Here is a 16,450-nt window from a genome sequence, read left to right on the forward strand (position 1 = left end):
GAGAACAGAGGGGGAATGCGGGGGTGTTGTTTTCGAATTCAGCCTGATGCGCTGTGCGCCCGAGATGCCGCAGCGGAGCGAACCATCTCAGCGCTCGTCATTCCGGGGCGCTGATCAGCGAACCCGGAAGCCATGACAGGCCGCGACGGTGAGCGGCAACCGCGCATCACGGGTGGATTCCGGGTTCCGCTGCGCGGCCCCGGAAGGACGATGGTGGTTCACCGATCCACCGAAGCGCACGCGTCACCGCGAAGTGCGAAACACCTGCAGGTCGAGATCCCGCACCTTCTTGCGCAGGGTGTTGCGGTTGACCCCCAGCAGCTCCGCCGCGCGGATCTGGTTGCCGCGGGTGGCGGCGAGCGCGGCGCCGATCAGCGGCCCTTCGATCTCACGCAGGATGCGGTGGTAGAGGCCGGGTGGGGGAAGCGTGTCGCGGTAGCCGGAGAAGTAGTCGGCGAGGTGGCGTTCGACCGCCCCGGACAACGTCTCGCTGTCGGACGCGCCGTTCTTGCGGGCGCCGCCGCTCCCATTGCTGCCGGCGGCGGGCTGGGCGAGCGGCAGGGTGTCGAGCTCCGCCTCGATGACCGGACCCGTGATCGTCTCCTGCGGATAGAGTGCGGCCAGCCGCCGGACGAGATTTTCCAGCTCGCGCACGTTGCCGGGCCAGCGGTAGCGCTTGAGTCGCTCCATCGCGTCGGCATCGAGGGTTTTTCGCGTCAGGCCCTCGCGCTCGACCAGCACGAAGAAGTGGCGGATCAGATCCGGCACGTCCTCCGAGCGCTCGCGCAGGGCCGGCAGGCGCAGCGGGACCACGTTCAGGCGGAAGAACAGGTCCTCCCGGAAGATGCCCTGCTGAATCGAGACGCGCAGATCCTTGTTGGTCGCGGCGATGATGCGGACATTGGTCTTGATCGGCACGCGGCCGCCGACCGTGGTGTACTCGCCCTGCTGAAGCACGCGCAGCAGCCGGGTCTGCGCCTCCATCGGCATGTCGCCGATCTCGTCGAGGAAGAGCGTCCCGCCCTCCGCTTGCTCGAAACGGCCGGCGGAGCGGGAGAGCGCGCCGGTGAAGGCGCCCTTCTCGTGGCCGAACAGCTCCGATTCGATCAGGTCGCGCGGAATCGCCGCCATGTTGACGGGCACGAACGGCCCGGTGCGGCGGCGGCCGTAATCGTGCAGCGCGCGGGCGACAAGCTCCTTGCCGGTCCCGGATTCGCCCGTGATCATCACGGTGAGGTCCGTCGGCATCAGCCGGGCGAGGGCACGGTAGATCTCCTGCATCGCCGGCGAGCGGCCGACGAGGGGAATGTCCTCGTTCTCCGGCCCGGCGCCGGGTGCGGGCGCGCCGCGGGGACGGGAGAGCGCGCGGCCGACGATCGCCGTCAGCTCCTTCAGGTCGAAGGGTTTGGGCAGGTACTCGTAGGCGCCGCGCTCCGAGGCGCGGATCGCGGTCATGAAAGTGTTCTGCGCGCTCATGACGATGATCGGCAACTCCGGCCGCACCCGCTTGATGCGCGGCAGCAGGTCGAACACGTTCTCGTCGGGCATCACCACGTCGGTGATGACGAGATCGCCCTCGCCCTGGGCGACCCAGCGCCAGAGCGTCGAGCAATTCGAGGTGGTGCGCACCTCGTAGCCGGCCCTCGACAGGGCCTGGTTCAGCACGGTGCGGATAGCGGCGTCGTCGTCCGCGACGATGATGTGGCCGTTGGGCATGGCTCTCGACTCAGCGCTCCGCAGCCGATTCACGCCCGTCGCGGGCGCTCGACATGGGCAGCAGGATCCGGAAGGCAGTGCGGCGGGGAACGGGATCGCATTCGACGATGCCCCCATGGTCGCCGACGATCTTGGCCACCAATGCAAGTCCGAGGCCGGAACCCTGCGCCTTGGTGGTGACGAAGGGATCAAACAGGTCGGACAGCATGTCGGGCGGAATGCCCGGCCCGTTGTCGCGCACCGCGACCTCGATGGGCAGGCTGACCCGTTCGCGGGAGCCCGGGATCTGCAGGCGCAGGCCCGTGCGGAAGGCGGTGGAGAGGGTGATCTCGCCCTCGACGGTGTCCGTGCCGATCGCCTCGGCGGCGTTCTTCACGAGGTTGAGAATCACCTGAATCAGCTGGTCCCGGTTGCCGAGAACGGGCGGCAGCGACGGGTCGTAGTTCTCGATGAAGCGGATGTGACGGGCAAAGCCCGACTGCGCCGAGCGCTTCACCTGATCGAGCACGCCGTGCACGTTGACGGGTCCGCGCTCCACCGGCCGCTCGTCGCCGAACAGCTCCATCCGCTCGACGATGCGCACGATCCGGTCCGACTCGTCGCAGATCAGGCGGGTGAGAAGGCGATCTTCGTCATCGCGCTCCTGTTCGAGCAGTTGCGCCGCGCCACGGATGCCGGCGAGCGGGTTCTTGATCTCGTGGGCGAGCATGGCCCCCAGCGCGATCATCGAGCGCGCGGCACCGCGATGGGTCAGTTGCCGGTTCATCTTGTCGGCGATGGTGCGCTCCTGGAGCATCAGCACCACCGAGTCGTCCTCGTCGCGCAGCGGTGTCGCGAAGACGTCGACGCTGCGCTCCTGCCCCGAGCGGGGCTGCACCAACTCGACCCGGTATTCCGAGACGCTGGAGCGGCGGCGGCGCACTTCGGCGACGAGCGCGATGATGGGCGAGGAGAAGGGGATGATGTCGCGCAGCCGCCCGCGCAGCATGAGCCGGGCAGAGGCGTCGAAGAACAGCTCCGCGGCGTGATTGACCCGCAGGATCCGCTCGTCCGGCCCGATCGTGAGCACCGGCAGCGGCAACGAGTTCAGCACCGCCTCGGCCGGTGGAGAAATTCCGGGCGCGGGCTCGTCGGAAAAGGGCATCAGGCCGCCTCGCCGAGGGGCGTCGTCGCCCGCCCGGCCGGTTCGAGAAATGCGCGCCGCAGGAGGCTGAGGGCCTCCGCGGGATCGTGGGTGGTGACGAGGCGGCGGCGGTCGTCCGGGCTCAACCCGTCGGCCGCGTCGGCGTAGGCCGCGAGATGCTTGCGGGCGTGGCGCACGCCCATCGCCGGGCCGTAGAGGGCGATCAGACCCTCGTAATGCTCCGCCGCGACCATCGCGCGCTGCTCGGCCGTGAGTGGTACGGCGGCGCGGCCGGCAAGCCCGGCGGCGATCTCTCCGACGAGCCAGGGACGCCCGACCGCCGCCCGCCCGACCATGACGCCCGCCGCACCGGATTGCGCGAGGCAGGCACGCGCCTCGTCCAGGCTCGCGACGTCGCCGTTGGCGATGACGGGGATGCGGACCGCCTCGACCACGGGCCGGATCGCCGACCAATCGGCCCTGCCCTTGTAGAATTGCTGGCGGGTGCGGCCGTGGACCGTCACGCCGTTGAGCCCGATCGCGTCGGCGCGCCGCGCCAGCTCGGCGGCGTTGAGGCTCGCATGATCCCAGCCTAGCCGCATCTTCACGGTGACCGGGGTATCGACGGCGTCCCGCACCGCGGCGAGGAGGCGCGCCGCGTGGTCGAGGTCGCGCATCAGCGCCGAGCCGGATTCGCCTCCGGTCACGGTCTTGGCGGGACAGCCCATGTTGATGTCGATGGCATCCGCCCCGTTCGCCACGGCGATGCGGGCCGCCTCGGCCATCGGTTCGGGCGCGCAGCCGGCGAGCTGCACCACGTGGGGGTCCACGCCCGCGCCCTCGGCCCGGACCTGCGATTCGGCATCACCCTTCGCAAGCTCCGCCGCCGCGACCATCTCGGACACCACCGCACTGGCCCCGAGGCGCTGGGCGAGACGGCGCATGTGGAGGTCGGTCACACCTGACAGAGGCGCCAGCAGGACCGGCGGGCTTTCCGCCCCCGGATCGTTCGCCCCGCGCAGTGCGCTCAAATAATGGTCACGTGTCATTGTGCACAAGAAATAGCCAAATGGCGGCCGGACGCAAGCGCTTGCTGCGTTTGCCTTCGCGCTTCTTGACGCATAGAGACGCGGCGATCCGCATCCGTCCCCAGAAGATTTCCATTCGAGGCCCCAGCATGTCCGACGAAGCCGCGCCGCGTGGCCCCGGGGACGACACGGTGGCGGCCGTCGTCGTGGCAGCCGGCAAGGGACTGCGCGTCGGCGGTGATCTGCCGAAGCAGTACCGCCGCGTCGGTGGCCGGGCCGTCCTGACGCGGACCCTGGCGGCGCTGGCGCGATCCGCCCGCATCGCCCGAATCCAGCCGGTGATCGCGCCGGATGCGGCGGATTTCTATCGCGAATGTATCGCCGAACTCGACCCGGCCGATCGTCGGAAGCTGGCCGAGCCGGTGCCCGGTGGGGCCACGCGCCAGCAATCGGTGGCCGCGGGTCTCGAAGGGCTCGCGCGCGGCGGCGCACCGGACTTGGTGCTCGTCCATGACGCGGCGCGGCCCTTCGTGGACGAGGAGTTGATCATCCGAGCGATTGCAGCGGGGAGCCAGCACGGCGCGTCGGTGCCGGGCGTCGCCGTATCCGACACGATCAAGCTCGTCGAGGAGATCGCGCCGGGGATCGGGAGGGTCCACGAGACCCCGGCTCGCGAGAAGCTGAGGGCGGTGCAGACGCCGCAGAGTTTCCGATTCGGCCTGCTCCTCGACGCTCATCGCCGGGCGGTGGCCGAGGGACGCGACGGCTTCACGGATGACGGTGCACTCGCCGAGTGGGCCGGGCTGCCGGTCGTCGTGTTCGAGGGCGACGCGCGAAATCGCAAGATCACCCAGGCCGCAGACCTGATCGAGGCGGACCGGGCATTCTCCGGACGGACTTTCTCTGAACCGGCGGCCGCGATATCTGATGCTGCCATGACCACCTACGTGACTCGCCTCGGCACCGGCTTCGACGTCCACGCCTTCACGGAGGGCGACCATGTCTGGCTCGGCGGCGTGAAGATCCCCGCCGATCGCGGCGTGCTCGCCCATTCCGACGGTGACGTGGCCCTGCACGCGCTGACCGACGCGCTGCTCGGCGCCATCGCCGACGGCGATATCGGCACGCACTTTCCGCCCTCCGACGAGACGTGGCGCGGCGCGGCCTCCGACCAGTTCCTCGCCCATGCCTGCCATCTGGTGCGGGCGCGCGGCGGCAAAATCGATCATCTCGACGTGACCGTTCTGGCGGAGGCGCCGCGGATCGGCCAGCACCGCGAGGCGATCCGCGCGCGCATCGCCGAGCTGGCCGGCGTGCCGCTCTCCTCCGTCTCGATCAAGGCGACGACCACGGAGAAGCTCGGCTTCGTCGGCCGCGCCGAGGGCCTCGCTGCCCAGGCTGCCGCCACGGTGCGCCTGCCGGAGATCTGCGCCGAGATCGAGACCGAGGCGGAAACGAACGAGCGGCGCTCTTGATCGCCGATGCCGCTCTGCTCGCCCGCGCCGAGGCGCTGATTCGGGCCTACGCGGCGGCGGAACGAAAACTCGCGACCGCCGAGTCCTGCACCGGCGGTCTCGTCGCCGCACTGCTGACGGCGGTGCCCGGCTCCTCTGCTGTGGTGGAGCGCGGCTTCGTCACCTATTCCAATGAGGCGAAGGCCGAATCGATCGGCGTGCCGATGGACCTCATCGCGACGCACGGTGCGGTGAGCGAGCCGGTGGCCCGCGCCATGGCGGAGGGTGCGCTCGAGGCGTCACGAGCCGACGTCGCGGTCTCGGTTACCGGGATCGCCGGGCCCGGGGGCGGCAGCGCCGCGAAGCCGGTCGGCCTCGTCCATTTCGGGCTTGCCGCGAAGGGCGCGGCGACTCGGCATCTCGAGCGGCGCTTCGGCGATCTGGGGCGGTCGGAGATCCGGCGGCTCTCGGTGGCGCAGGCGCTGACGCTGCTGGAGGAGGCAGTCGGTCTCCAGCTGCGTTGCGAGCCGAAGGGCGAGGCAATCCAGCCGCGCGACACCGCCGTATAAGGCGAGTGCTGGAATGCTCCGGTGCCGCCTCGCGATGACGGCGGTGGCGTCGAGCCCTTCTCCTATCCCAACAACCGGTCCAGCGTGATCGGTGTCTTGCGGACCCGCACCCCCGTCGCGTGATAGACCGCGTTGGCGATGGCGCCGGCTGTGCCGGTGATCCCGATCTCGCCGACGCCCTTGATCCCGAGCGGGTTCACGTGCGGATCGTGCTCCTCGACGAGGATCGCCTCGATCGACGGCACGTCGGCGTTCACGGGCACGTGGTACTCGCCGAGATTGGCGTTCATCACGCGGCCCGAACGCGGGTCGACCACGGCATTCTCGTGGAGCGCGAAGGACACGCCCCAGATCATGCCGCCGTAATACTGGCTCGTGACGAGGCGCGGGTTGACCACTCGGCCGGCCGCGAAGGCACCGACCAGGCGGGTCACGCGGATCTGGCCGAGATCGGGGTCGACGCTGACCTCGGCGAAGACCGCGCCGTGAGCGTGCATGGCGTAGGCTTCGCGGGAGGCCGGATCGGCGGCGCCCTGCCCCTGCGCCGAGACCGAGGTCTTGCCGGCCCGGCTCAGGATCTCGGAGAACGATTCGCTGCGTCCCTCGTCGTCCCGGCGCACCAGACGGCCGCCGCGGGCGTAGACACCGGCATTGCCGGCACCGAACAGGGGCGAGCGCTCGTCGCGCGTGGCGAGATCCGCCAGCTGCGCCAGCACCGCGGCGGCGGCGGAATGGATCGCCGAACCGGCGGTGGCCGTATGGGCCGAACCGCCGGCAATGCCGGCATTCGGCAGGTCCGAGGTGCCGCTCTGGAAATCGAGCCGGTCGAGGTCGATCCCGAGCCCGTCGGCGGCGATCTGCGCCAGTGCGGTCCAGGCGCCCTGCCCCATGTCGTGGGCGCCGAGGGCAACGGTGCCGGTGCCGTCGGCGCGGATCTCGGCCCACGCTTCGGCCTGCATCATCAGAGCCGGGAACAGGGCCGTGCCCATACCAAAACCGACGAGACGCCCGGCCGGATCGCGCATCGAACGGGTTCCGGCGATGCGCTTGTCCCAGCCGAAGCGCGCGGCGCCTTGCGCGTAGCACTCGCGCAGGGCCTTGGAAGAGAAGGGCCGGCCGGAGATCGGCTCCGCCTCGGCATAGTTCCTGAGGCGGAACTCGAGCGGGTCGAGGCCGCAGGCCTCCGCCATCTCGTCGATGGCGCCTTCCAGCGCCACGCTGCCCGAGGCCTCGCCGGGCGCGCGCATGAAGAGCGGTGTGCCGGTATCGACCCTGACACCGGAATGGCGGGTCGAGACCGCGGGCGCGGCGTAGAGGTAGCGGGAGATGGCGCTGGACGGCTCGTAGAAATCGTCGAAGCGGCTCGTTGTCGTCAGCGTGTGATGGTCGAGCGCGGTCAGCGCTCCGGAGGCGTCGGACCCGAGCCGCAGCGTCTGGCGGGTCTCGCCGCGGTGGCCGACCGGGCCGAACATCTGCTCTCGGCGCAGAACCAGCTTCACCGGCCGGCCGACGAGCTTCGCCGCCATGACGCCGAGAACCTGCGGTCCGGACATGAAGCCTTTCGAGCCGAAACCGCCGCCGAGGAACGGCGAGCGGACCAGGATGTTCTTCGGATCGAGGCCGAACAGGCCGGCGAGCCGCATCTTGGCCATGGCAAGCGCCTGACTCGGGGTATCGACGATCAGCCGATCGCCCTCCCACCGGGCCACCACGGCGTGGGGTTCGAGTGCATTGTGATATTGCGCCGCTGTCTCGTAGGTCGTCTCGACCCGGCGCTCGGCCTGTGCCAGCCCGGCCTCGACATCGCCCCGCGATGCGCTCGTCTTGTCACCCGCGCCGACGCCCTCGGGCACGTGCGGCTCGTCCGTGTCGAGACCGATGCCCGGCGGATCCACCTCGTAGCGCGGGGCCAACAGCTCGGCGCCCTCGGTTGCGGCCTCCAGCGTCTCGGCGATGACCACGGCGATCGGCTGGTGCGCGTAGCGGACCCGGTCGTTCTGCAGGAGATCGAGCCGGAACATGAAGGGGTTCTCCTTCGCATCCGGATCTTGGGCGAGTTTCGGGGCGTTGGCGCCCGTCATCACCTCGACCACGCCCGGATGGGCCTTGGCCGCCGCCACATCGAGCCCAACCACCCGTCCGCGGGCGATGCGGCTCACCGCCAGCACCGCGTGGAGCAGTCCCTCCGGACGGTTGTCGGCGGCGTAGGTCGCGGCTCCGGTGACCTTCAGGAGGCCGTCGCGGCGGGTGAGCGGCTGACCGATGCTCGACCCGTGCCGGGCCTGCTCGTAGGCGATGTCAGGCATGGAGCGCGTCTCCCGAGAAGGCGGAAGCCGGAAGCGCCGGCATGCGCTCCGGGGTACCGTCGGCGGCAAGCGTCAAGGTCCGCACGATCAGGCGCCGGGCCAGTTCGATCTTAAAGGCATTGTCGCCCGAGGGCCGGGCCTCGGCCAGGGCTGCCTCGGCCGCTCGCGCGAAACTCCGTTCGGTCGGCTCCGCGCCGGTCAGCGCTGCCTCGGCCGCGCGGGCGCGCCAGGGTTTGAGGGCGACGCCGCCCAGTGCCAGTCGCGCCTCGCCGATCCGCCCGCCCTCGAGCCGCAGCGAAGCCGAGGCCGAGACCACGGCGAAGGCGTAGGAGGTCCGGTCGCGGACCTTGAGGTAGCGCGAATGACCGGCGAAGCCCGCAGCCTCCGCAGGCAGGCGCAGGGCGACGATGAGATCGCCCGGCTCCAGCACCGTTTCGCGATCAGGCCTGTCCTCCGGCAGGCGGTGAAGGGCGTCGAGTGGCACCTCTCGGGCGCCTGACGTGCCCTCGACCTCGACAACGGCGTCGAGTGAGACGAGAGGCACGCAAAAGTCGGAAGGGTGCGTCGCGATACAGTGCTCGCTCCAGCCGAGCACGGCGTGGAGCCGGGTCTCGCCGCCGCGTGCGTCGCAGCCGGCGCCCGGATCGCGCTTGTTGCAGGCGCTGGCGGGGTCGTAGAAGTAGGGGCAGCGGGTTCGCTGCAGCAGGTTGCCGGCGACGGTCGCAGCATTGCGCAACTGCGCCGATGCTCCGGACAGCAGCGCTTCGGCGACGGCCGGGTGCGACTTGGCAAAATCCGGGTCGTAGGCGAGATCGCTGTTGCGGACCAACGCGCCGATGCGGACTCCGCCGCCCGGAAGGTGGTCGATCCGGTCGAGGCCCGGCAGATGCGTGACGTCCACCAATCGTCCGGGACGCGCGATGCTGCCCTTCATCAGGTCGAGCAGGTTGGTGCCGGCGGCAAGATAGACCGCGCCCGGCTCGGCGGCCGCCGCGACGGCTTCGGCGACGCTGCCGGCGCGGACATAGTCGAAGCGATTCACGCGGCGTCTCCCTGCGTCGCGCCTGCCATGCGCGCCTGCGCGTCGAGGACGGCTTGCGTGATGCCGATATAGGCCCCGCACCGGCAGAGATTACCGCTCATCCCCTCCCGAATCCGTTCGGGATCGTCGCCGGCCTGTCCCTCGCGGATCAATCCGACGGCACTCATGATTTGGCCCGGCGTGCAGAAGCCGCACTGGAAGCCGTCATGCTCGATGAAGGCGGATTGAACCGGGTGGAGCGCATCGCCCCGGGCGAGTCCTTCGATGGTCAGAATGTCGGCGCCGTCGAGGCTGACGGCGAGGGCGAGGCAGGAATTGACCCGGCGCCCCGCCACGAGGACCGTGCAGGCGCCGCACTGGCCCCGGTCGCAGCCCTTCTTCGACCCGGTGAGACCGAGCCGTTCGCGCAGGAGATCGAGGAGGGTGACGCGCGGATCGTCGAGTTCGATCGCGCGAGGCTCACCGTTGACGGTCAGCGTCAGACGAAAAGTCATGCGGAAACGGCTCCCGGGCCCGCGTCCTGTCTGGAAGCTTTTCAATTAGCCCGGCCGTTTCTCCCGACCAGTGCGGCAAAGCGAAACCAAGTGCCGCAATTTCTCGCACGATTGCGCTTCTTCTTGCGCATTCGCGATGCAGGCACTGTCATTGACGAGGGTGAGCGCTGTGAGACGGCCGCGTTATAAGATCTCGCGGCGGCGAAAGGCTCCGGCGCGTGGGAGATTGCGAATCGGGGCGGCGTCGATTAGCTGACGAGCTGATCGCATTCGAACAGGGAGGCGCAGCATGATGGTCAGCATCGTCTCTCCTCGCGCAGGAATGGCTTCGGCTTCTGCCGCAATCGCCTAGGCGCATTCCACTGCCGCCGCCCAGCCCTCCGGCTCTCGCGGCTCACGCACCTTCCCCATTCTGATTTCGCCGCGCTGGGCCTCCAGGCCGCCGCGCTCCTCGGAGCCGACGCCTCCCCGTCGGAGCTACCATGTCCCTGTCTTCTCCCCGGCGCGCGGATGCCGTCCGCCGCGTCCTCCGCTTCGTCGTCCGCGGTTGGCGCGAACGTCTCGGCCTCGTCTCGGCTCTCGTGGGCGCGATCACGCTCGCGACCCTGGCCGACGTGATGCTGCCGCTCTACGCCGGCCGCCTCGTCGATGCGCTCGCCAGCGCCGAGCGGCACGCCGCTCTTCAGGCCGCGCTCCCGGCTTTCGCCGCCATGACGGCTCTGAGCCTCGCGACCGTGCTGCTGCGCCACGTCGCCTGGAGCCTCGTGGTGCCGCTGACGCTCGGGACGATGTCCGACATTGCCCGCCGCAGCTTCGCGCGGGTCCAACGCTTCTCGACCGAGTGGCACGCCAACACCTTTTCGGGCTCCACCGTGCGAAAGATCTCGCGGGGGATGTGGGCACTCGACGGGCTCAACGACGTGCTGCTGCTGTCGCTCCTGCCTTCCGTCGTTGTTCTCGCGGGCACGACGGTGGTGCTCGGCCTGCACTGGCCGGCGATGGGAGCAGTGATCGGGCTCGGCGCCCTCGCCTATGTCGGCACCGCGATCGTCCTTGCGACGCGGGTCATCGCGCCGGCTGCGACGCTCTCGAACGCGCTCGACACGCGGCTCGGCGGCGCGCTCAGCGACACGATCGGCAACAACGCGGTGGTGAAGGCGTTCGGCGCCGAGGCGCGGGAGGACGAACGGCTCGCCCGCGTCCTCGCGAAATGGCGGCGGCGCACCCGGCGCACGTGGATGATCGTGACCTGGAGCGGCACGGCGCAGCTGGGGCTTCTCCTCGCCTTCCGCTCGGCGATCGTTGCCATGGCCCTGTGGCTGTGGTGGCAGGGGCAGGCGAGCCCCGGCGAGGTCGCCTACGTGCTCACCACCTACTTCGTGGTGCACGGCTATCTCCGCGACATCGGCGGCCACATCAATCACCTGCAACGCTCGGTCAACGAGATGGAGGAACTGGTCGCGCTCGAATCCGAGCCTGTCGGCGTCGCCGACCGGCCAGGGGCGGTGCCGCTCGAGGTCGATGGCGGCGCGATCCGCTTCGAGGCGGTGCGCTTCCACTACGGAACGCACGGCACGCCGCTCTACGACGGGTTGTCGGTAACGATCCCCGCGGGCCAGCGCGTCGGCCTCGTCGGGCGCTCGGGCTCGGGCAAGACGACCTTCGTCAAGCTGATCCAGCGGCTCTACGACGTCAGCGGCGGCCACGTGCTCATCGACAGGCAGGACGTAGCGGGCGCGACGCAGGCCAGCCTGCGGGCTCAGGTCGCCATTGTCCCGCAGGAGCCGGTGCTGTTCCACCGCTCGCTCGCCGAGAACATCGCCTACGCCCGTCCCGGCGCCTCGGCGCAGGAGATCGAGGGGGCGGCCCGGCTCGCCAACGCGCACGACTTCATCGCGCGGCTGCCGAAGGGTTATGCGACGCTGGTGGGCGAGCGCGGCGTGAAGCTCTCCGGCGGCGAGCGGCAGCGGGTGGCGCTTGCCCGCGCTTTCCTCGCGGACGCGCCGATCCTGATTCTCGACGAGGCGACCTCCAGTCTCGATTCGGAATCGGAGGCGCTCGTGCAGGAGGCGATGGAGCGGCTGATGCGCGGGCGCACGGCCATCGTCATCGCCCACCGCCTCTCGACCGTGCGGGCGCTCGACCGCATCCTCGTGTTCGAGCGCGGCCGCATCGTCGAGGACGGGCCGCACAACGCCCTGATGCGGCGTCCGGACGGGGCCTACCGCGCCCTGTTCGAGCGGCAGTCGGTGCTGGCGGAGAGCGCGTGAGAATCCTGTTCGTCTGCGGCCGGGCCCGCGCCCGCAGCCCGACTGCGGAACAGGTCTTCTCGCGCTGGCCTGGCCTTGAGACGGCGTCGGCGGGCGTTTCGGACGACGCGGACGAACCGGTCGAGGCCGATCATCTCGCCTGGGCCGAGATCATCGTCGTGATGGACCGCGCGCATCGGCGCAAGCTGATGCGCCGGTTCGGGCCGGCCTTGCGGCACGCCCGGATCGTCTGTCTCGACGTGCGCGACGACTACGCCTTCATGGAGCCGGAACTGGTGAGCCTGCTGGAGGCGCGGGCAAGCCGCTTTCTGCCTTCCGGATGCAGGCCCGATCAGGCCGCCCGCTCGAAGGCCTGACCTCGGGAAAACACCGATCCGAACAGATCCTTCGGATCGTCCGGCTGGGGAATGAGGTCGAGGCTTGGCCCGGCGCCGGCGATCTCCCACAAGAAGCGAAGCGCCGAGAAGTCCTCGAGTGCGAATCCGACCGAATCGAACAGGGTGATGTCCTCCGGGCTGACGCGGCCCGGCGCGTCGCCGCGCAGAACGCGCCACAATTCGGTGACGGGATAGCCGGCGGGCATCTGCTGGATTTCGCCCTCGGCACGTGTTTGCGGCTCGTACTCCACGAAGGTGCGGGCGCCGGCCACGATACCCGGGTGCAACTCGGTCTTGCCGGGGCAGTCGCCGCCGATGGCGTTGAGGTGCTGTCCGGGCTCCACGAGGTCCGGCGTCAGGATCGTGGCGCGGGTTTTGTCGGCGGTTGCCGTGGTGACGATGTCGGCTCCCGCCACCGCCTCGGCGACGGAAGTGGCGCAGACGAGCCGCAGGCCACGGTGGTCGAGGTTGGCCCGCGCCTTGGCGACGGCTGCCGGATCGACGTCGAACAGCCGGATCTCGTCGATGCCGAGCGTCTGCTGGAACGCGAGGGCCTGGAACTCCGCCTGTGCGCCGGTACCGATCAGCGCCATCGAGCGGCTCCCGGAGCGTGCGAGGACGGACGCTGCGAGCGCCGAGGTCGCCGCGGTGCGCAGGGCCGTGAGCACGCTCATCTCGCACATCAGGAGCGGGTAGCCCGTCGCCACATCGGCCAGGACACCGAAAGCGACGACCGTCTGTTTTCCGAGCCGGGTATTGCCGGGATGGCCGTTGACGAACTTGAAGGCATAGAGCCGGGCATCCGCGATCGGCATCAGCTCGATGACGCCGCCGGCGGAGTGGCTGGCGAGACGCGGGGCGAGGTCGAAGTCCGGCCAGCGCAGGAAGTCCGCGCGCAGGCAGGCGATGACACGGCGCAGGATCGGCTCCGGCCCCTCCCGCCGCAGCAGATCCGCCATCTCAGCCGCGCCGATGTAGCGTGTCACGTCCGCCTCCCGAATTCACCCTTGGCAAGCATGTCTGGGAGATGCGAACGATCGACAGAGCCATAATTGCGCGATCGGGGCAGCTCATTGCCCGATCTGATAAGCTCGGCCACCCAGTGTGAGCAGGCCATGCTCGACGCGACCGACCGTCAACTCCTCGCCCTGCTACGGACCGACGCGCGGATGCCGGTGGCCAAGCTCGCCGCGGCCCTCGGTGTCACGCGTGCGACGGCGCGGGCACGGCTCGACCGCCTCGTGACGACCGGCGTCATCACCGGCTTCACCGTCACCGTGCGGGATCCGGAGCCGGGCGGCGTACGGGCAGTGACGCTGATCGAGGTGGATGGACGTCACGCCGGGAGCGTCATCCGCCGGCTGTCCGGCCTGCCGGAGATCCGCACGCTTCACACCACGAACGGCCGCTGGGACATCGTCGCCGAAATCGAGGTGCCGACACTCGGCGATTTCGACGCGCTGCTGCGCACGATTCGCCAGTTCGAGGGCATCGCCAATTCCGAGACCAGCATCCTGCTCGGCGTCCGAAAGGGCGGATAAGGTCAGGCGGGCGCGCCGTAGATCGCAGCGGCGCGGCCCTCGAACGCGTCCGTGAACTTGCGGAAGGCGCGGTCGAACATCGTGCCCATCAGGAGGCCGAGGGTGCGGCTTTTGAACTCGTAGGTAATGAAGAAGTCGACCTCACAGCCGCCGCCCTCCGCATCGCGGAACGACCAGCGGTTCTCAAGGTGCTTGAACGGCCCGTCGATGTACTCGGCGGTGATCTTGCGGTTGTCGCGGTCGAGGCTCACGCGGGTGGTGAAGCGCTCGCGGATCGCCTTGTAGCCGACGCCCATCTCCGCGACACGCACCTGGGTGCCGTTCGGCCCCTCGGCGTCGCGCAGCACGCGCAGCGACTCGCAGAGCGGCAGGAACTCGGGATAGCGCTCGATGTCGGCGACGAGATCGTACATCTGCGTCGCGGAGTGACGCACTTTCCTCGTGATGCGGAAGGAGGGCATTCGGGCTCAGGCGCTGACGGCGACGGGGGCGGGTCCGAGCTTGGCCAGGCGGGCAGCCTTCAGCCGGGCGAAATCCTCCCCGGCATGATGCGACGAGCGCGTGAGCGGCGTCGCCGAGACCAGCAGGAAGCCCTTGGCATAGGCCGTGGTCTCGTAGGCTTTGAACTCATCCGGCGGCACGAAGCGCACGACCTCATGGTGTTTGCGGGTAGGCTGCAGATATTGGCCGATGGTGAGGAAGTCGACCTCTGCCGAGCGCAGATCGTCCATGAGCTGCAGGACTTCGTTCCGCTCTTCACCGAGACCGACCATGATCCCGGATTTCGTGAAGATCGTCGGATCGAGTTCCTTGACCCGCTGCAGCAGCCGCACGGAATGGAAGTAACGGGCACCGGGCCGCACGGTCACATACTTGCCGGGTACGGTCTCGAGGTTGTGGTTGAACACGTCGGGCTTGGCCGCGACCACGATTTCGAGGGCGCCGGGCTTCCGCAGGAAGTCGGGCGTCAGGATCTCCACGGTCGTGCCGGGGCTCGCCCGGCGGATCGCGGCGATCGTGCGCGAGAAATGCTCGGCGCCGCCGTCCTTGAGATCGTCGCGATCCACCGAGGTGACAACGACGTGGTGCAGTCCGAGCTTGGCCACCGCATCCGCAACCTTCTCCGGCTCGGCCGCGTCGAGCGCTTCCGGGAGGCCGGTGCGCACATTGCAGAACGAGCAGGCGCGGGTGCAGGTGTCGCCCATGATCATGAAGGTGGCGTGCCGCTTCTCCCAGCACTCGCCGATATTGGGGCAGCCCGCCTCCTCGCAGACGGTGACGAGATTGTTGGCGCGGACGATGTCCTTGGTCTCGGCCCACAGCTTGGAGCCCGGCGCCTTCACCCGGATCCAGTCCGGCTTGCGCTGGATGGCGGTGTCGGGCCGGTGCGCCTTCTCGGGATGGCGCGGGCGCGCGGGCACATCCAGCTTGGGCCGGGTGTCGTTGTTCAGAAGATCGAGGACGACGGCCATGGCGATGCGGGGTGAGCCTTTCGGGAGCCGGGCCGGTCCGGCCGGCCGCGCCCCTGACTTAAGGCCTCGGGCCCCCTGCGCATAGGCCGGGGGCGACAACCCGCCTCGGCCGTAACCCTGCGAAGTGACAGTTTCTAGTGCTTGTCGCGCCCGGGGGACGAGGCGTAGCGGGCCGGGCCGGGGATGCGCAGTTCGGGGCTGTTCGGAGCGGTGTACTCGGCGGTCAGCGTCGGCTGGACACGGCCCGTGAGCGGCAGGCCGATCATGCCCGAACTGGCGGCGGCGACTTGGAGCGGCATGAGGCGACCGGAGGCGGTCTGGACCACGGCGCGGGGCTGGACCGCCGGGAGGTAACCCTCGCGGTCGCTCTTCTCGTAGAAGACGTTGCCGCCAGCGGCGGCGACGTAGTGCATGTTGTTGTACGGGAACTTGTAGCCGGCGGTATGGAAGTGGAGGGCCGGGCCCACCCCTTCGTGGCGCTTGCCCGACAGCAGCGCATCCGCGACCTTCTCCAGGCGCGGCCGGTCCTGATCGCGCACGGGCTTGGTGAGCACGCCGTTGGCGAATTGCCGCTTCTGGCCGACGACCTCGCAGATCCGGCCGGGATAGGCCGGTGCATCCAGGCGGTTCATCACCACGGTGCCGACGGCGAGCAGGCCCTCCTCGTCACTGCGGATCGACTCGAAGTACATCGCCCGGGCGAGGCATTCCTTGTCGGCGGCGGTCGGCGCCTGCACGACCTTGGCGTTCGTTGCGATCGAACCCGTTGTCAGCTCAGCCTGATGCGGAAGCAGGCCACATCCCCCGAGACCCGATCCGGTCAGCGCCAGCCCGAAGAGGCAGAGAAGACGGTAGGTCCGGTCGGCTTGCATGCAGGCTCCTGAAGGCTGACGACGCTGGATAGCCAAGCTGGACCATTCCACCCACAGGAGCAAAGAAACTGTTAAGCCTGGACCTCGAATCCAGGGAGGTGTGTCCTTTGGCACACGCCCACCCGCGTGCTGCCCTCGCCACCGATTGAACGGAGTGACGAGCTTGAGCGTTGTTCGCGCTGGAGC

At 69.5% G+C, this 16,450-nt stretch carries 15 protein-coding genes; 5 read left to right on the forward strand and 10 right to left on the reverse strand.

The genetic code is table 11. The annotated features are described in order from the left end of the window. Positions 1-243: 243 nt before the first annotated feature. From ntrC to dusB, 3 genes are read right to left on the reverse strand one after another with little or no spacing between them, the layout of a single operon-like run. Positions 244-1,716, reverse strand: a complete 1,473-nt coding sequence (gene ntrC / locus HNR01_RS03460) for a nitrogen regulation protein NR(I) (RefSeq protein ID WP_153873688.1) — start codon at positions 1,714-1,716, stop codon at positions 244-246. Positions 1,717-1,726: 10 nt separating this feature from the next. Continuing rightward, positions 1,727-2,860: a two-component system sensor histidine kinase NtrB gene (locus HNR01_RS03465; RefSeq protein WP_017486080.1), complete on the reverse strand. Its 1,134-nt coding sequence runs from the start codon at positions 2,858-2,860 to the stop codon at positions 1,727-1,729. Continuing rightward, positions 2,860-3,888: a tRNA dihydrouridine synthase DusB gene (dusB, locus tag HNR01_RS03470; RefSeq protein ID WP_183666640.1), complete on the reverse strand. Its 1,029-nt coding sequence runs from the start codon at positions 3,886-3,888 to the stop codon at positions 2,860-2,862. Before dusB ends, HNR01_RS03465 begins: the two co-directional genes overlap by 1 nt. A 128-nt stretch (positions 3,889-4,016) precedes the next feature. Here dusB and HNR01_RS03475 point away from each other — a divergent pair, with 128 nt between their 5' ends. Together HNR01_RS03475 and HNR01_RS03480 are read left to right on the forward strand one after the other, a co-directional pair. Then, positions 4,017-5,342 (forward strand): bifunctional 2-C-methyl-D-erythritol 4-phosphate cytidylyltransferase/2-C-methyl-D-erythritol 2,4-cyclodiphosphate synthase, encoded by a 1,326-nt coding sequence (locus HNR01_RS03475; RefSeq protein WP_183666642.1) that lies wholly within the window; start codon positions 4,017-4,019, stop codon positions 5,340-5,342. Further along, a complete protein-coding gene (locus tag HNR01_RS03480) occupies positions 5,339-5,890 on the forward strand; it encodes a CinA family protein (RefSeq protein WP_183666644.1) in 552 nt (183 codons plus the stop codon). Before HNR01_RS03475 ends, HNR01_RS03480 begins: the two co-directional genes overlap by 4 nt. Before the next feature lie 62 nt (positions 5,891-5,952). On the opposite strand, the gene HNR01_RS03485 is transcribed toward HNR01_RS03480, so the two are convergent. From HNR01_RS03485 to HNR01_RS03495, 3 genes are read right to left on the reverse strand one after another with little or no spacing between them, the layout of a single operon-like run. Further along, positions 5,953-8,196, reverse strand: a complete 2,244-nt coding sequence (locus HNR01_RS03485; protein ID WP_183666646.1) for a xanthine dehydrogenase family protein molybdopterin-binding subunit — start codon at positions 8,194-8,196, stop codon at positions 5,953-5,955. After that, positions 8,189-9,238: an FAD binding domain-containing protein gene (locus HNR01_RS03490; RefSeq protein ID WP_183666648.1), complete on the reverse strand. Its 1,050-nt coding sequence runs from the start codon at positions 9,236-9,238 to the stop codon at positions 8,189-8,191. Before HNR01_RS03490 ends, HNR01_RS03485 begins: the two co-directional genes overlap by 8 nt. Continuing rightward, the gene (locus HNR01_RS03495; RefSeq protein ID WP_183666650.1) at positions 9,235-9,732 is read right to left on the reverse strand and encodes a (2Fe-2S)-binding protein; all 498 of its coding nucleotides are present in this window, start codon (positions 9,730-9,732) and stop codon (positions 9,235-9,237) included. Before HNR01_RS03495 ends, HNR01_RS03490 begins: the two co-directional genes overlap by 4 nt. Before the next feature lie 482 nt (positions 9,733-10,214). Between HNR01_RS03495 and HNR01_RS03500 the strand changes: the two genes are divergently transcribed. Both HNR01_RS03500 and HNR01_RS03505 read left to right on the forward strand, forming a co-directional pair. Beyond that, the gene (locus HNR01_RS03500; RefSeq protein WP_183666652.1) at positions 10,215-12,002 is read left to right on the forward strand and encodes an ABC transporter ATP-binding protein; all 1,788 of its coding nucleotides are present in this window, start codon (positions 10,215-10,217) and stop codon (positions 12,000-12,002) included. Beyond that, positions 11,999-12,358, forward strand: a complete 360-nt coding sequence (locus tag HNR01_RS03505; protein ID WP_183666654.1) for a low molecular weight protein tyrosine phosphatase family protein — start codon at positions 11,999-12,001, stop codon at positions 12,356-12,358. The genes HNR01_RS03500 and HNR01_RS03505 overlap by 4 nt, the downstream gene beginning before the upstream one ends. Here the strand turns inward: HNR01_RS03505 and ocd are convergent. Continuing rightward, positions 12,334-13,365 (reverse strand): ornithine cyclodeaminase, encoded by a 1,032-nt coding sequence (ocd, locus tag HNR01_RS03510; RefSeq protein ID WP_183666656.1) that lies wholly within the window; start codon positions 13,363-13,365, stop codon positions 12,334-12,336. The genes HNR01_RS03505 and ocd overlap by 25 nt on opposite strands. A gap of 129 nt (positions 13,366-13,494) precedes the next feature. Between ocd and HNR01_RS03515 the strand changes: the two genes are divergently transcribed. Continuing rightward, positions 13,495-13,920, forward strand: coding sequence for an Lrp/AsnC family transcriptional regulator (locus HNR01_RS03515; protein WP_183666658.1), 426 nt, complete (start codon positions 13,495-13,497; stop codon positions 13,918-13,920). Between the two features lie 2 nt (positions 13,921-13,922). Here the strand turns inward: HNR01_RS03515 and HNR01_RS03520 are convergent, their stop codons facing one another. From HNR01_RS03520 to HNR01_RS03530, 3 genes are all read right to left on the reverse strand, one after another. After that, entirely contained in the window at positions 13,923-14,381 is a 459-nt protein-coding gene (locus tag HNR01_RS03520) for a type II toxin-antitoxin system RatA family toxin (protein ID WP_026105762.1), read from the reverse strand. A 6-nt stretch (positions 14,382-14,387) separates the two neighbouring features. Then, positions 14,388-15,392, reverse strand: a complete 1,005-nt coding sequence (gene lipA, locus HNR01_RS03525; protein ID WP_153873679.1) for a lipoyl synthase — start codon at positions 15,390-15,392, stop codon at positions 14,388-14,390. 134 nt (positions 15,393-15,526) lie between these two features. Then, entirely contained in the window at positions 15,527-16,264 is a 738-nt protein-coding gene (locus tag HNR01_RS03530) for a cell wall hydrolase (protein WP_017486068.1), read from the reverse strand. Positions 16,265-16,450: the final 186 nt, after the last annotated feature.

This window comes from Methylorubrum rhodesianum, assembly GCF_014199985.1.
Taxonomy (GTDB): Bacteria; Pseudomonadota; Alphaproteobacteria; order Rhizobiales; family Beijerinckiaceae; genus Methylobacterium; species Methylobacterium rhodesianum.

Bases quoted from the DNA above. Each gene is read 5' to 3' on its own strand.
- ntrC (WP_153873688.1), bottom strand. From the start codon at position 1,716: ATGCCCAACGGCCACATCATCGTCGCGGACGACGACGCCGCTATCCGC.
- HNR01_RS03465 (WP_017486080.1), bottom strand. From the start codon at position 2,860: ATGCCCTTTTCCGACGAGCCCGCGCCCGGAATTTCTCCACCGGCCGAG.
- dusB (WP_183666640.1), bottom strand. From the start codon at position 3,888: ATGACACGTGACCATTATTTGAGCGCACTGCGCGGGGCGAACGATCCG.
- HNR01_RS03475 (WP_183666642.1), top strand. From the start codon at position 4,017: ATGTCCGACGAAGCCGCGCCGCGTGGCCCCGGGGACGACACGGTGGCG.
- HNR01_RS03485 (WP_183666646.1), bottom strand. From the start codon at position 8,196: ATGCCTGACATCGCCTACGAGCAGGCCCGGCACGGGTCGAGCATCGGT.
- HNR01_RS03495 (WP_183666650.1), bottom strand. From the start codon at position 9,732: ATGACTTTTCGTCTGACGCTGACCGTCAACGGTGAGCCTCGCGCGATC.
- HNR01_RS03500 (WP_183666652.1), top strand. From the start codon at position 10,215: ATGTCCCTGTCTTCTCCCCGGCGCGCGGATGCCGTCCGCCGCGTCCTC.
- HNR01_RS03515 (WP_183666658.1), top strand. From the start codon at position 13,495: ATGCTCGACGCGACCGACCGTCAACTCCTCGCCCTGCTACGGACCGAC.
- HNR01_RS03520 (WP_026105762.1), bottom strand. From the start codon at position 14,381: ATGCCCTCCTTCCGCATCACGAGGAAAGTGCGTCACTCCGCGACGCAG.
- lipA (WP_153873679.1), bottom strand. From the start codon at position 15,392: ATGGCCGTCGTCCTCGATCTTCTGAACAACGACACCCGGCCCAAGCTG.
- HNR01_RS03530 (WP_017486068.1), bottom strand. From the start codon at position 16,264: ATGCAAGCCGACCGGACCTACCGTCTTCTCTGCCTCTTCGGGCTGGCG.